The 13,903-nt window shown below is 71.2% G+C and carries 12 protein-coding genes; 5 read left to right on the top strand and 7 right to left on the bottom strand.

Annotation, left to right across the window (positions count from 1 at the left end; all coding sequences use genetic code 11):
• Positions 1-17: 17 nt before the first annotated feature.
• Together ilvD and ABZ815_RS33760 are read left to right on the top strand one after the other, a co-directional pair.
• The gene (gene ilvD / locus ABZ815_RS33765; RefSeq protein WP_357705211.1) at positions 18-1,856 is read left to right on the top strand and encodes a dihydroxy-acid dehydratase; all 1,839 of its coding nucleotides are present in this window, start codon (positions 18-20) and stop codon (positions 1,854-1,856) included.
• Positions 1,857-1,930: 74 nt separating this feature from the next.
• A complete protein-coding gene (locus ABZ815_RS33760; protein ID WP_357705209.1) occupies positions 1,931-2,428 on the top strand; it encodes a WYL domain-containing protein in 498 nt (165 codons plus the stop codon).
• A 946-nt stretch (positions 2,429-3,374) separates the two neighbouring features.
• On the opposite strand, the gene ABZ815_RS33755 is transcribed toward ABZ815_RS33760, so the two are convergent.
• The 3 genes from ABZ815_RS33755 to ABZ815_RS33745 are packed head-to-tail and all read right to left on the bottom strand — an operon-like array spanning position 3,375 to position 4,983.
• Positions 3,375-3,590 (bottom strand): zinc ribbon domain-containing protein, encoded by a 216-nt coding sequence (locus ABZ815_RS33755; RefSeq protein WP_357705207.1) that lies wholly within the window; start codon positions 3,588-3,590, stop codon positions 3,375-3,377.
• 9 nt (positions 3,591-3,599) lie between these two features.
• A complete protein-coding gene (locus ABZ815_RS33750; RefSeq protein ID WP_357705205.1) occupies positions 3,600-4,427 on the bottom strand; it encodes a GNAT family N-acetyltransferase in 828 nt (275 codons plus the stop codon).
• A 46-nt stretch (positions 4,428-4,473) separates the two neighbouring features.
• Complete coding sequence (locus tag ABZ815_RS33745; RefSeq protein WP_352322827.1) at positions 4,474-4,983, bottom strand: HNH endonuclease; 510 nt, start codon at positions 4,981-4,983, stop codon at positions 4,474-4,476.
• A gap of 280 nt (positions 4,984-5,263) precedes the next feature.
• Between ABZ815_RS33745 and ABZ815_RS33740 the strand changes: the two genes are divergently transcribed.
• Genes ABZ815_RS33740 through ABZ815_RS33730 form a run of 3 tightly spaced genes read left to right on the top strand, consistent with a single transcriptional unit; the run spans position 5,264 to position 8,479 of the window.
• The gene (locus ABZ815_RS33740; protein WP_357705203.1) at positions 5,264-7,321 is read left to right on the top strand and encodes a prolyl oligopeptidase family serine peptidase; all 2,058 of its coding nucleotides are present in this window, start codon (positions 5,264-5,266) and stop codon (positions 7,319-7,321) included.
• A 10-nt stretch (positions 7,322-7,331) separates the two neighbouring features.
• Positions 7,332-8,132 (top strand): AraC family transcriptional regulator, encoded by an 801-nt coding sequence (locus ABZ815_RS33735; RefSeq protein ID WP_357705201.1) that lies wholly within the window; start codon positions 7,332-7,334, stop codon positions 8,130-8,132.
• Positions 8,129-8,479, top strand: coding sequence for a VOC family protein (locus tag ABZ815_RS33730; protein ID WP_357705199.1), 351 nt, complete (start codon positions 8,129-8,131; stop codon positions 8,477-8,479). The genes ABZ815_RS33735 and ABZ815_RS33730 overlap by 4 nt, the downstream gene beginning before the upstream one ends.
• Before the next feature lie 14 nt (positions 8,480-8,493).
• Here the strand turns inward: ABZ815_RS33730 and purU are convergent, their stop codons facing one another.
• The 4 genes from purU to ABZ815_RS33710 are packed head-to-tail and all read right to left on the bottom strand — an operon-like array spanning position 8,494 to position 13,754.
• The gene (purU, locus tag ABZ815_RS33725; protein ID WP_357705197.1) at positions 8,494-9,348 is read right to left on the bottom strand and encodes a formyltetrahydrofolate deformylase; all 855 of its coding nucleotides are present in this window, start codon (positions 9,346-9,348) and stop codon (positions 8,494-8,496) included.
• Complete coding sequence (locus tag ABZ815_RS33720; RefSeq protein ID WP_357705195.1) at positions 9,345-11,729, bottom strand: FAD-dependent oxidoreductase; 2,385 nt, start codon at positions 11,727-11,729, stop codon at positions 9,345-9,347. Before ABZ815_RS33720 ends, purU begins: the two co-directional genes overlap by 4 nt.
• Positions 11,726-12,649: a LysR family transcriptional regulator gene (locus tag ABZ815_RS33715; protein WP_357705194.1), complete on the bottom strand. Its 924-nt coding sequence runs from the start codon at positions 12,647-12,649 to the stop codon at positions 11,726-11,728. The genes ABZ815_RS33720 and ABZ815_RS33715 overlap by 4 nt, the downstream gene beginning before the upstream one ends.
• A gap of 7 nt (positions 12,650-12,656) precedes the next feature.
• Positions 12,657-13,754, bottom strand: a complete 1,098-nt coding sequence (locus ABZ815_RS33710; RefSeq protein WP_357705192.1) for an aminotransferase class V-fold PLP-dependent enzyme — start codon at positions 13,752-13,754, stop codon at positions 12,657-12,659.
• Positions 13,755-13,903 lie beyond the last annotated feature (149 nt).

The raw sequence follows: 13,903 nt of genomic DNA, 5'->3' as shown, positions 1-13,903 counted from the left end.
ATGATGGGAGAAGCACAATGCCGGCCCTCAGGTCACGTACGGTCACCCACGGCAGGAACATGGTCGGCGCCCGGGCCCTCCTCCGGGCGACCGGCGTAGCCGGGAGCGACTTCGGCAAACCCATCATCGCGGTGGCCAACAGCTTCACCCAGTTCGTCCCGGGCCACGTGCACCTGCGTGAGGTCGGCGACGTGGTGTCGGCCTCGATCCGCGAGGCCGGGGCGATCCCGCGCGAGTTCAACACGATCGCCGTCGACGACGGCATCGCGATGGGCCACGGCGGCATGCTCTACTCGCTGCCGTCCCGCGAGCTGATCGCCGACGCCGTCGAGTACATGGTCAACGCCCACTGCGCCGACGCGCTGATCTGCGTCTCCAACTGCGACAAGATCACCCCGGGCATGCTGCTGGCCGCCCTCCGGCTGAACATCCCCACGATCTTCGTCTCCGGCGGGCCCATGGAGGCCGGCAAGACGCCCGGCCGCAAGCTCGACCTCGTCGACCCGATGATCGCCGCGGCCGACGACTCGGTGTCCGACGCCGAGCTGCTGGAGATGGAGGAGAACGCCTGCCCGACCTGCGGCTCCTGCTCGGGCATGTTCACCGCCAACTCCATGAACTGCCTGACCGAGGCCATGGGCCTGGCCCTGCCCGGCAACGGCACGATCCTGGCCACCCACAAGAAGCGCAAGCAGCTCTTCGAGGACGCCGGCCGCCAGCTCGTCGAGATCACCCGCCGCTACTACGAGGACGGCGACGAGTCGGTGCTGCCGCGCTCGATCGCCACCCGCGAGGCGTTCGAGAACGCCATGGCGCTCGACGTGGCGATGGGCGGCTCGACCAACACGATCCTGCACATCCTGGCCGCGGCCCGCGAGGCCGAGGTCGACTTCGGCCTCAAGGAGATCAACGAGATCTCGCTGCGGGTGCCGTGCCTGTGCAAGGTCGCCCCGGCCACGAGCAAGTACCACGTCGAGGACGTCCACCGCGCCGGCGGCATCCCGGCCATCCTGGGCGAGCTCGACCGGGCCGGGCTGCTGCACCGCGACGTGCCCACCGTCAACGGGGGCACGCTGGCCGACACGCTGGCCGCCTGGGACGTCAAGTCGCCCTCCGCGCTGCCGGAGGCCACCGACCTGTGGCACGCGGCGCCGGGCAACGTGCGCACGGTGAAGGCGTACTCACAGGACAACCGCTGGGACTCCCTCGACCTCGACCGGGCCGAGGGCTGCATCCGCGACCGCGAGCACGCCTACAGCGCCGACGGCGGCCTGGCCGTGCTCTACGGCAACATCTCGCGCGACGGCGCGGTGGTGAAGACGGCCGGGGTCGACGAGTCGATCTGGAAGTTCAGCGGGCCCGCGGTGGTGTTCGAGTCGCAGGAGCAGGCCGTGGAGGGCATCCTCGGCGGGCAGGTCAAGGAGGGCGACGTGGTGGTCATCCGCTACGAGGGCCCCAAGGGCGGCCCCGGCATGCAGGAGATGCTCTACCCGACCTCGTTCCTCAAGGGCAAGGGCCTGGGCAAGGCGTGCGCGCTGGTCACCGACGGCCGCTTCTCCGGCGGCACGTCCGGGCTGTCGATCGGGCACGCCTCGCCCGAGGCGGCCGAGGGCGGCACGATCGCGCTGGTCGAGGACGGCGACATCATCGACATCGACGTCCCCGGCCGGTCGATGGAGCTGCGGGTGCCCGAGGCCGAGCTGGCCGCCCGGCGCGAGCGGCTGCTGGCCGACCTGGGCGGCTACCGGCCGCGCGACCGCAACCGGCCGGTGAGCGTGGCGTTGCAGGCGTACGCGGCGATGACCACGTCCGCCTCGACCGGCGCCTCGCGTGATCTGTCGCAGCTGTCCCGATAGTTAGTGTGCGGTGGACCCCCGGTCCACCGCACAGATTTTCGAAAATTGTCGGTGGTCGTCCCTATTCTTGGGGTATGACGACAGTCGTGAAGGACGAGACTCGCCCGCTGACGACCGCCGAGATCGCCGCCATCGCCCTCTCCCTCGCTCACCTCGGAGCGGGCCCGCAGGCCGTCGCCGCACGGCGCGGCCTGCAGCACGCGCTCGAACACCTGGAGCTCGACGACGACGTCATCGCGACCACGCTCGCGACCCTGACCGAGCCGCTGCCCGTGGAGGTCGCCTCCCGGGCCAGGCTCGTCGCCGACGCCATCACCAGCCGTCTCATGATCCGTCTCCACTACCGCGACGCCTCGGGGGCCGTCACCTCCCGCGACGTCGAGCCGGTGACCTGCCTGGTCCACCGCGAGTACTGGTACCTGGTCGGCGTGTGCAGGATGCGCCAGGCCATCAGGGCGTTCAGGTTCGACCGGATCATCGCGGTCGAACCCACGCTGACCCCGTCGCGGCCGCACCTGGCCGACCGGTTCCTCCCGTTCCAGCGCCGCCGCCGGCGGACCAAGGCGGCGTGAACCGCAAGCGGACCACGCGGCGTAACCTGCCGCAAGCTTGACCCTCGGGCCCCCGGGCGTTGGTGCGGGGCGTGACAGGCTCGCGCACATGCGCGTCCGGGGGATCTCGCTCATCGCCGCCCTGCTGCCCGTCGTCGTGTCCGCCTGCTCGGCGGGCCGGCCGCCGGACCCGCTCCCGATCGTGGCGCACCGCAAGGCGGTGTCCATGGGGCGCCTGCTGCCGCCCTCCACGCGGCGGGCGCTCGACCGGGCGCTGGACCGTCAGCTGCGGGGCCGTCCGGGGCGGGCGGCGCTGTCGGTGTACGACCGCGCGACGGGCGTGCGGTACTCCTACGCCGAGGGCAGGCCGTTCGTGCTGGCCAGCGTGGCCAAGGTGGACATCCTGCTCGCCCTGCTGCTGCTCAGGCAGAGCGAGCACCGGCGGCTCAGCGCGTACGAACGCGGGCTGGCCTCCCGGATGATCCGCGAGAGCGACGACGAGAGCGCCCACGAGCTGTACATGACCGTCGGCGGCCAGGTCGGGCTCACCCGCATCCTGCGTGCGCTGGAGGTGCACGACACCGTGCCGGGCGCCGGTCTGTCGTGGGGAATGACTCTCAGCGGCCCGTCGGACCAGGTGAGGGTGCTGGAGAAGCTCACCGACCCCGCCGGGCCGGTGTCGGCCGCGAGCCGCCGCTGGGCGCTCGGGCTCATGTCGTCGGTGGACAGGACGCAGGCGTGGGGCGTCAGCGCCGCCGGCGGCGAGGTCGCGCTCAAGAACGGCTGGCTGCCCGTCGGCGCGCACGGCGGCCGGTGGACGGTCAACAGCGCGGGCCGGATCGTGCTGAACGGCCACGAGCTGCTCGTCGCCGTGCTGTCGGAACGCAGCCCCGACCTGGAGACGGGCGTGGAGACGGTGGAACGGGCGGCCCGGGTCGTGGTGGAGGTGCTCAGCCGGGCCCGCCGGTCACGAGCAGCAGCCACCGCCGCAGCAGCCACCGCCGCCGCCGCCGCCGGCTGGACGGGGAGCGGCCGCGCCGCCGGTCATGGAGACCGTGGACAGCAGCTTGACCGTGTCGCCGTGACCCTCCGGGCAGGTCGCCGGCTCGTCTGAGGCCGACATGGGACGGGAGACCTCGAACGTGGAGCCGCAGGCGCGGCAGCGGAAGTCGTAACGCGGCATGCCGTAAGCCTAACCCGCTGCGGCGGGTGAGCGGGAGCCGGTGTAGGTCAGGTGCGCATGGTCGGAGACGGGCTCGTAGCCGATCGACCGGTAGATCGCGTTGCTCGTCGGATTGTCCAGGTCGGTGAAGAGCACGACCTGCTCGCACCGCTCGGCCAGCGCCACCTGGCCGGCGTACGCGGTGACCGCGGCCCCGTAGCCCTTCCTTCGGCACGACGGCGGCGTGTAGACCGGGCCGACGCGGCACACGCCGCCGGCCGCCCGGCCGAGCCCCGCCATCGAGACCGGCGCGCCCCCGGCCTCCCAGACGAACAGCTCGCGCCCGGCCACCCGCCGGGCCACCCGCTCGGCGACGTCGTGCGCCTCGCCGAGCCCGACCTCCTCCCCGAACGCCTGGTACCAGCTCACCATCAGCGGGAAGTCGCCCGCCCCGGCGAGCCGGCCGCGGCCGGGCACGGAGGGGACGGCGGGCACGCCGAGGCGGTAGAGCCGTTCGGACACCGTCCGGTCGGGCTCGCCGAGCAGCCGGACGACCTCGGATGTCACCTCGACCGGCCCTGTCACCATGGACAGGTCACCGACGAGCGCCTCGACGAGCGACGCGACGGCCTCGGCGGGCATGCGCGTGAGGCTCAAGGGGGCGGGCGGCGTGCGGAAGGCGGCGGCGCGAACCTGGCCACTGGCGGTCCACCAGGCGAAGAAGGCGTCCTCGGCGGGCCGGCCGGCACGCAGTTCGGCGAGAACGGTCAGCGGAACCGTGTTGCCGACCGGGTCGCCGAGCAGGAACGGCTCGGCGACCGCGGCGAACTCCTCTGGATCAGCGGTGAAGGTCCACATACCCGTCATGGTGACAGGCGGCGGCCTCCGGGTTCAAAAAGTGTGTCTAGGCCGCCGCCTCCAGGTAGGGCGCCCATTGGGGATCGCCGACGAGCGAGGCGCCGATGAGCCGCCAGTGGGCGCCCCTCGGCACCGCCGGGAGGACGCGCAGCGTCCATCCCAGCTCCTCCAGGTACTTGTCGGCCTTGCGGTGGTTGCAGGTCGTGCACGAGGCGACGCAGTTCTCCCACGTGTGGGTGCCGCCGCGCGACCTCGGGATGACGTGGTCGATGGTTTCGGCCCGCTGCCCGCAGTAGGCGCAGCGGTAGTCGTCGCGCCTCATGAGGGCCGCCCTGGTCAGCGGGATTCGGGACCGGTAGGGGATGCGGACGTATCTGCGGAGCCTGATCACCGAAGGCACATCGAGGGTGCAACTCGCCGAGCGGAGCTGGGCGCCCCGCCCGTCGCGGTGCACGACGTCGGCCTTCTCCCGCAGCACCAGGACGATGGCCCGGTGGAGCGAGAGCGTGGTGAGCGGCTCATAGGTGGCGTTGAGCAGCAGGACCTGGCGCGTCATCGGGCCTCTCCCTGCCGCGCGCGTATCAAAGGGGACATGCCGTGGCATGTCCCGCCTGTCGGCCCCTCCTGGGGCACTGGTGCTTCCGTCACATGGACCTCCGCCGGACGGTCCAGCGGATGGTCACCACGGCACCGTCCTGTCACCAAGTCTGGCGTTAGCCGTAGCGTCCCCGCCACCCCATAATCTTCAAGCCGGAATGACCAGAGGGACACACGTTACGTTTTATGCCCGCTTCACCAGCGCTTTACGCCCCCACCTTGGCAGTAGGGTTCCTGGCATGACGCGAGAGCCTTATCCGACGGCACGCCGCGAAGACGTCGTCGACATCCTGCACGAAACGCCCGTCCCCGACCCGTACCGGTGGCTGGAGGACCCTGACAGCCCGGACACCAAGGAATGGCTGCTCGCGCAGGCCGAGCTGTTCAACGCCACGCGTGGCGAGCAGCGGTTCAAGGACCGCATCGCCGAGCTGCTGCGGTCCGGCTCGGTGGGCCCGCCGGCCTGGCGCGGGGAGCGCCGGTTCTTCTCCCGCCGCACGCCGGACCAGGAGCACGCGGTCTACTACGTCGTCGAGGCCGACGGCACCGAGCGGGCGCTGATCGACCCGATGGAGATCGACCCGTCCGGTCTCACCACGCTCGACGCCGTGCAGCCCGACAAGGAAGGGCGGCTGCTGGCCTACCAGATCTCGGTGGGCGGCGACGAGGAGTCGATCCTCTACATCATGGACGTCGCGACCGGGATGCGCGTCGAGGGCCCGATCGACCGCTGCCGCTACTCCCCCATCGCCTGGCTGCCGGGCGGCGAGGCGTTCTACTACGTGCGCAGGCTGCCGCGCACCGAGGTGCCGGAGAACGAGGCGCAGTTCCACCGCCGCGTCTACCTCCACCGCGTCGGCACCTCGACCGAGGACGACGCGCTGATCTTCGGCCAGGGGCTGAAGATGACCAACTACTACGGCGTCTCGGTCTCGCGTGACGGCCACTGGCTCCAGGTCTCGGCACACGAGGGCACCGCGCCGCGCAACGACCTGTGGGTGGCCGACCTGACCGCCTCGCCCGCCGACTCCCCCGACCTGAAGGTCGTGCAGGAGGGCGTCGACGCGCAGACCGCCCTGGTGTTCGGCCGCGACGGCAGGCTCTACGTGCACACCGACCGGGACGCCTCCCGCGGCCGGGTGTGCGTGACCGACCCGGCCGACCCCGGCTACGAGACCTGGCGCGACCTGATCCCCGAGGACCCCGAGGCGGTGCTGTCCGACTTCGCCATCCTCGACGACCTGGAGCGCCCGGTCATGCTGGTGGGCTGGACCCGCCACGCGATCAGCGAGATCACCGTCCACGACCTGGCCACCGGCGAGCGCGTGGGCTCGGTGCCGACGCCGGGCCTGGGCACGATCGGCGGCATCTCCGAGCGTCCCGAGGGCGGCTTCGAGGCGTGGTTCGGCTACACCGACAACACCACGCCGCCGACGATCCAGCGCTACGACGCCCGCACGGGCGAGACCACGCTGTGGGCCGCCTCGCCGGGCGCGGTCGAGGTGCCGCCGGTGCGCACGTCGCAGGAGGTGTACCGGTCCAAGGACGGCACCGAGGTCCGGATGTTGATCATCTCCCCGGCCGACGAGCGTCCCGGCCCCCGCCCGACGATCCTGTACGGCTACGGCGGCTTCGGCCTGTCCATGACCCCCGGCTACTCGGCCTCGATCCTGGCCTGGGTCGAGGCGGGCGGCGTCTACGCCATCGCCAATCTGCGCGGCGGCGGCGAGGAGGGCGAGGACTGGCACCGCGCGGGCATGCTGGCGAACAAGCAGAACGTCTTCGACGACTTCCACGCGGCGGCCGAGCACCTCATCGAGACCGGCGTCACCACCCGCGAGCAGCTCGGCATCTCCGGCGGCTCCAACGGCGGCCTGCTGGTCGGCGCCGCGCTGACGCAGCGCCCCGACCTGTACGCGGCCGTCGTCTGCTCGGCGCCGCTGCTCGACATGATCAGGTACGAGAAGTTCGGCCTCGGCGCGACCTGGAACGTCGAGTACGGCAGCGCCGACGACCCCGAGCAGTTCGGCTGGTTGCGGGGCTATTCGCCCTACCACCGGGTCGAGGAGTCGGTGGCCTACCCGGCGACGCTGTTCACCGTCTTCCAGTCCGACACGCGGGTGCACCCGCTGCACGCCTGGAAGATGTGCGCGGCGTTGCAGCACGCCTCGACCGCCGGGCGGCCGGTGCTGCTGCGCAACGAGACCGAGGTGGGCCACGGCGCCCGCTCGGTGAGCCGTACGGTCGATCTGTCGGCCGACACGCTGACCTTCCTCGCCGAGCACACCGGTCTGTAGTGTCGGCGGTATGAGCACGCCGGGGCCGGCCATCGTCGAGGCCGCCCCCGGCGCTGCGCTGCGGCCGTACGTCACCCGGTTGTGCGCCTACAGCGAGCACTACCCCGCGCCGCTGACGCGGGCCGAGGCCGCCATGCCGGGGGCGGTGCTCATCCTGGGCGTCGGCGCGCCGATGGAGGCGTACGGGGAGCGGGTCAGGGCGTTCGCGGGCGGGCTCGCCGACCGGTTCGCGCTCACCCGGGTCACCGGGCCGTGCGAGGGCGTGCAGGTGGTGCTCACGCCGTTCGGGGCGCGGCGGCTGCACGGGCTGCCGATGCGGCACCTGACCAACCGGGTGGTCCCGGTGGAGGCCGTGCTCGGGCGGTGGGCCGGGGAGCTGCTCGACCGGCTGGCCGCGACGCCGTCGTGGCGGGAGCGGCTGGCCCTGACCGACCGGCTGCTGACCGAACGCATCCTCACCGGGCCCGAGGTGGGCCCCGAGCTGCCGTGGGCGTGGGCGCGGCTGCTGGAGTCGGGCGGGCGGCTCGGGGTGTCGTCGCTGGCGGCGTCGCTGGGCTGGAGTCACCGTCATCTGGTGGCCCGCTTCCACGACCAGGTCGGGCTGGCCCCGAAGGCGGCGGCCCGGGTGATCAGGTTCGGCCGGGCCGCGCGGCTGCTGCGCTCCGGCGAGCCGATCGCCGCGGTCGCGGCCGAGTGCGGCTTCTACGACCAGGCCCATCTCAACCGGGAGTTCCGGGCGCTCGGCGGCACCACGCCCGGTCAGATTCGTCCAAGACCCGCCGGCGGCCCGCCGTGGACACTGGAGCCATGAAACGCACTGTCTACGCACTGGCCCGCTACGAGGACCCGCAGGCGGCGCTCGACTTCCTGACCGGGGCGTTCGGGTTCCGGGTGCACGAGTCGTCGAAGGACGCGTCCGGAGCCGTCGAGCACGCCGAGCTGTTCGTCGAGGACGACCTGATCATGATCGGCCGGGGGAAGCCGGGCGGGCCCGGCGTCTACATCGCGGTCGACGACGTCGACGCCCACCACGATCACGCCAGGGCCGCGGGGGCCGTGATCACCATGGAACTCGTCGACCAGCCGTACGGCTCGCGCGAGTACGCCTGCAAGGACCCCGAGGGCAACTCCTGGTTCTTCGGGACCTATCGCCCGTAACCCATCGGAAGAGGTCAGCGAGGGAAGACGACGGTCTTGTGGCCGTCGAGCAGGACGCGCTGCTCGGCGTGCCACCGGACCGCGCGGGCCAGCGCCACGCACTCCACGTCGCGGCCGATGCGCACGAGGTCTTCGGGCGAGTGGCTGTGGTTGACCCGGGCGACCTCCTGCTCGATGATCGGCCCCTCGTCGAGGTCGGAGGTCACGTAGTGGGCCGTCGCGCCGATGAGCTTGACGCCGCGGTTGTGGGCCTGGTGGTAGGGCTTGGCGCCCTTGAACGACGGCAGGAACGAGTGGTGGATGTTGATCGCCCGCCCGGCCAGCTTCTCGCACAGGTCCTCCGACAGCACCTGCATGTAGCGGGCCAGCACCACCAGGTCGACCTGGTAGTGCTCGACCAGCGCCAGCACTTCGGCCTCCTGCCTGGGCTTGGTCTCGGGGGTGATCGGCAGGTGGTGGTAGTCGATGCCGTACGACTGGGTGAGCGGGCGCAGATCGGGGTGGTTGGAGGCGACCGCGACGATCTCGATGTCGAGCGTCTTCGACCTGACCCGGTAGAGCAGGTCGTTGAGGCAGTGGTCGAACCGGCTGACCATGATCAGCACGCGCGGCTTCCTGGCCACGTCGCGCAGCTTGAACTCCATGGCGAAGTCGGGGGCGAGGGCGGCGAAGGCGGCGCCCAGCTCGTCCTCGCCGAGGGGGGCGGAGAACTGCACGCGCATGAAGAAGCGCTGGGCGACCCGGTCGCCGAACTGCTGGCTCTCGATGATGTTGCACCCGTGCCCGGCCAGGAGGCCGGAGACGGCGGCCACCACGCCGGGGCGGTCGGGGCAGGACAGGGTCAGGATGTACTCGGCGTGGCTGCTCATGACTTCACTCTCGCGGACGTGGGATCGTAGGGCGCCTTGAGGCTGATCTGGGCAGAGTACAGGTCGCCGGCCACCTCGACCTCCACCTTCTCCAGCGTGACGCCGCCTTCCGGCGAGACCTCGGTGACGAAGCCCAGCGCCACGGACCTGCCGAGCGTGGGGCTGTGGGCCGCCGAGGTGACGTAGCCCACCGGGACGCCGTCGGACAGCAGGGACTCGCCGCCCCACAGGTGTGCGGCGGGGTCGTCCAGCACGATCGAGACTACCCTGCGCGACGGCGACCCCAGGGCGTGCCGCGCTCCCCGGTAGCCGCTCTTCTTGCAGGTGAAACGCAGTCCGGCGGCGGCGGGGGTGATCTCCGGGCCCAGCTCGCGGCCCCAGGCGCGGTAGCCCTTCTCGATGCGCATGGCCTCGATGGCGTAGTAACCGGCCTGGGTCAGCTCGCCGGTGCCCATGAGCGTCTCGTGGACGGTGACGGCGAACTCGGCGGGCACGTACAGCTCCCAGCCCAGCTCGCCCACGTACGTGACGCGGGTGGCGCGCACGGTGGCGTGACCGAGGTCGACCAGCCGGGACGTGCCGAAGTCGAAGGCCGAGAAGTCCGACTTCGACACCGACTGCAGGATCCTCCTGGACGACGGGCCCATCACACCGAAGACGGCGTACGCGCCGGTGACGTCCACCAGGACCGCCCGCCGGTCGCCGAGGCCCTTGGAGATGTGGTCGAAGTCCCTCGTGGTCTGGGCCGAGCCGGTCACGACCAGGTACTCGTCGCGGGCCACGCGGGTCACCGTCAGGTCCGACTCGTAGCCGCCCCGGTCGTTGAGCAGGCCGGTGTAGACGACCCGGCCGAGCTCGACGTCCACGTCGGCGGCGCAGAGCCACTGCAGCGCCTCCATGGCCTCGGGGCCCTTGAGGACGAACTTGGAGAAGGACGTCTGGTCGAACAGCGCCGCCGCGTTCCGGCACGCCGCCACTTCGGCGTCCACGTACGGCTGCCATCCCGGCCGCCCGAACGTGGACGGCGTGGCGGGCCCGAAGTAGTTGACCCGCTCCCAGCCCATCTTCGACCCGAAGCGCGCCCCGGCCTCGGCCAGCAGGTGGTGGACCGGCGAGCGGCGCAGCGGCCGGGCCGTCTCCAGCTCCTTGTCCGGCCAGGACATCGCGTAGTGCAGCCCCAGCGTCTCGGTGACCCGGTCGCGCAGCCAGGTGTCGTTGCCGGCCCAGCGGGCGAAGCGCCGGATGTCGGCGGGCCACAGGTCGCCGGTCGGCTCGCCGTTCACGATCCACTCGGCCAGCGCGCGGCCGGCGCCGCCCGCCGAGGCGATGCCGGCCGAGTTGAACCCGGCGCCGACGAACAGGCCGCGCACCTCGGGCGTCTCGCCCAGCAGGAACATGTTGTCGGGCGTGAAGCTCTCCGGCCCGTTGTAGAACATCCTGATCCCGGTGCTCTCCAACGCCGGGACGCGCTGGATCGCGTTCTCCATGATGATCGCGAACTGGTCCCAGTCCTCCTGCAGGAGCTGGAACTCGAAGGGGTGGGGGATGCCGTCCATGCCCCACGGTTTGGCGTCCGGCTCGAAGCCGCCCACGACCAGGCCGCCGACCTCCTCCTTGAGGTAGGCGTACCCGTCGGGGTCGCGCAGCACGGGCAGGTCGGGGCGTACGCCGGGGATCGGCTCGGTCACCACGTAGTAGTGCTCGGCCGAGTGCAGCGGGACGGTGGCGCCGGCCATCCGGCCGAGTTCCTTGGCCCACTGGCCGGCGCAGTTGACCAGCACCTCGGTCTCGATGTGGCCCTCGGTGGTGTCCACGCCGCGCACGACGCCGTCCCGTACGGTGACGCCGGTGACGCGGACGCGTTCCATCACCAGCACGCCGCGCCGCTGGGCGCCCCGGGCGAGCGCCTGGGTGAGGTCGGAGGGGTTGGCCTTGCCGTCGCCGGGCAGCCAGACGCCGCCCACCAGGTCGTCGGTGCGCATGACCGGCCACAGCTCGCCGGCCTCGCGCGGGGTGATGACCTCGGCCTGGATGCCGTAGTTGCGGGCGGCGGACGCGGTGCGCCTGAGCTGGGTCATGCGCTCGGGGGTGCGGGCCACGCTGACGCTCCCGCACTGCTTCCAGCCGGTGCCGAAGCCGGTCTCGGCCTCCAGGCGGGCGTACAGGTCGGTGCTGTACTTGATCAGCCTGGTCATGCTCTCGGTGCTGCGCAGCTGGCCGACGAGCCCGGCGGCGTGCCAGGTGGTGCCGCAGGAGAGTTGTCCCTGTTCGAGCAGCACGACGTCGGTCCAGCCCAGCTCGGCCAGGTGGTAGGCCACGCTGCAACCGGCGATGCCGCCACCGATGATCACGACCTGTGCCCGGGAGGGCAGGGATGTCACGAGATGCTCCTCAAGCGGTTGATCCCCGGCCAGCTGCGGACGTTGCGCAACATGGCGATGAACGCCTGTTCGGCGGGCCCCAGCAGCCGGTCGCGGCGGTGGGCCAGCACGATGGGGCGGGGCTTGGGCGCGGGCAGCACTTCGAGGGCCGCCAGCCGCCCGTCGGCGAGCTCCTGCTCGACGCAGTGCTCGGACACCAGCGAGACGCCGAGCCCGGCGGCGACCGCCTGTTTGATCGTCTCGGGGCCCCAGATCTCGCTGCGGCCGGCCTCTTCGAGCCCCCACGTCTCCAGCGCCTGTTCCTGCAGCTCGCGGGTGGAGGAGCCGGGCTCGCGGATGAGGAAGAACTCGCCGGTCAGGTCGGCGGGCTCGGCTCGGCCCCTGCTGGCCAGCCGGTGGCCCGGCCGGGTGATGACGACGAGCCGGTCCTCCAGGATGGGCTCGCTGACGAGCTGCGCCGCGCCGGGCTCGCCGGCCAGCACCGCGACGCCGATCTCGCCGTCCACGAGCCCGCGTTCGACTCGCTGGCCGTTGCCGACCTGGATGCCGATCTCGATGCCCGGGTGACGGTCGCGGAAGGCCGCCAGCAACGGCGGCAGGAGGTACGTGCCGACGGTGGTGGTGCCTCCCGCGACCAGCTTGCCGGTCTGCAGCCCGGAGACCTGCCGGATCGCGGCCACGGCCTCGTCGGCCAGCAGGAACACGCGCCTGGCGTACTCCAGCATCACCTCGCCCTCGGGGGTGAGCCTGATGCGGGCGCCGCTGCGGTCGATCAGCGTGGCGCGCAGCGACTGCTCAAGCTGCCTGACCTGGTGTGACACGGACGGTTGGCTGAGGTAGAGCTTCTGCGCCGCGGCCGAGAAGCCGCCGCACTCCACGACCGTCATGAAGATCCAGAGCCGGTGCAGGTTGAGCTGCATGTCGTCGTTAACCCCTAGCTGCCTCGATCGACTCTCGGAGCGCGTCCTCGAGCTGTTCCAGCCGGTGCCAGGGGATCTCGCCCATCGTGCAGATCCTGAAGAAGTCCGCCGAAAGTTGCCCCTGACCGGCGTAGATAACGTAACCGCGCTTTTTGAGCTCATCATGAAGCGCCGCATAAGTTACGTTTTCGGGGAGATGAAGCATTGTTACGGTGTTTGACCTGAATTGTTCATCAACGAGGATTTTTAGGCCCAGACGGGTGAACTGGCCGCGGACCAGGTCGGCCCGCTCGCGGTACAGCCGGGTGCGCGCCGCGAACCCGCCCGCCTCCTCGTACTCCTTGATCGCCTCGTCGAGGGAGTAGCAGACCTGCACGGCCGGGGTGAACGGCACGTCGCCCTTGCGCTGGCCGGCCAGGTAGCTGGCGGCGTTGAGGTACAGGCTGCGCGCGGGCGCCTCCTGGATCCGCTCGATCGCCGCCTCGCTGCACAGGATGAACGACATGCCGGGCAGCCCGTGCAGGCCCTTGTTGGCGGTGCCGCAGACGACGTCGGCCTTGACCTCGGCCAGGTCCTGGTCCTCGATCGCGGTGCCGCTGATCGCGTCGATCACGAACAGGGCGCCGTGCTCGGCCACGACCTCGCCGATCTCCTTGATCGGGTTGATCAGGCCGGTCGTGGTCTCGTGGTGCACGCAGACCACGGCGTCCACGTCGTCGCGCCCGGCCAGCGCCGCCCGGACGGCCTCGGGGTCGGCCGGGACCGTCCAGTCGCTCCTGACCTCGTGGAACGGGATGCCGTGCGCCTTCGCGATCTTGATCATCCGGTCGCCGTAGACGCCGTTGTTCACGACGAGCACGCCACGTCCCGCGCGGACGGAGCTGATGACCGCCATCTCCATGGCCGCGGTTCCCGACCCGGTGACCAGCAGCGCCTCGTGCGTGCCGCCGAGGTTCAGGCACCGGGGCAGGGCCTCACGGATCCTGAACAGCAACTCCGTGAACTCGGGCTCGCGGTGGCAGAGGTCGCCGCGAAGCAGGGCGTCCTTGACCCGCTTCGACGTACATGCGGGCCCGGGATTCAACAGAATGAGTTCTTCGTCCATCAATCCACTCGATCTTGGGTAGTTATCGGGCATTACGGACGCTATCCGGGGTGGCGCCGCATGGGACAGCCGCCTTTCCCCTATGGGGGCCATAAGGGAAACGGGCTTGTCCGTGCTGAACAGCGCCGACTGGGATGGAGCACGTGCCG

The sequence above is a fragment of the Nonomuraea sp. NPDC047529 genome (assembly GCF_040642995.1).
Lineage (GTDB): Bacteria > Actinomycetota > Actinomycetes > Streptosporangiales > Streptosporangiaceae > Nonomuraea.
Note: the sequence above shows the minus strand (reverse complement) of the source record. Positions and strands in the feature narration are given on the sequence as shown.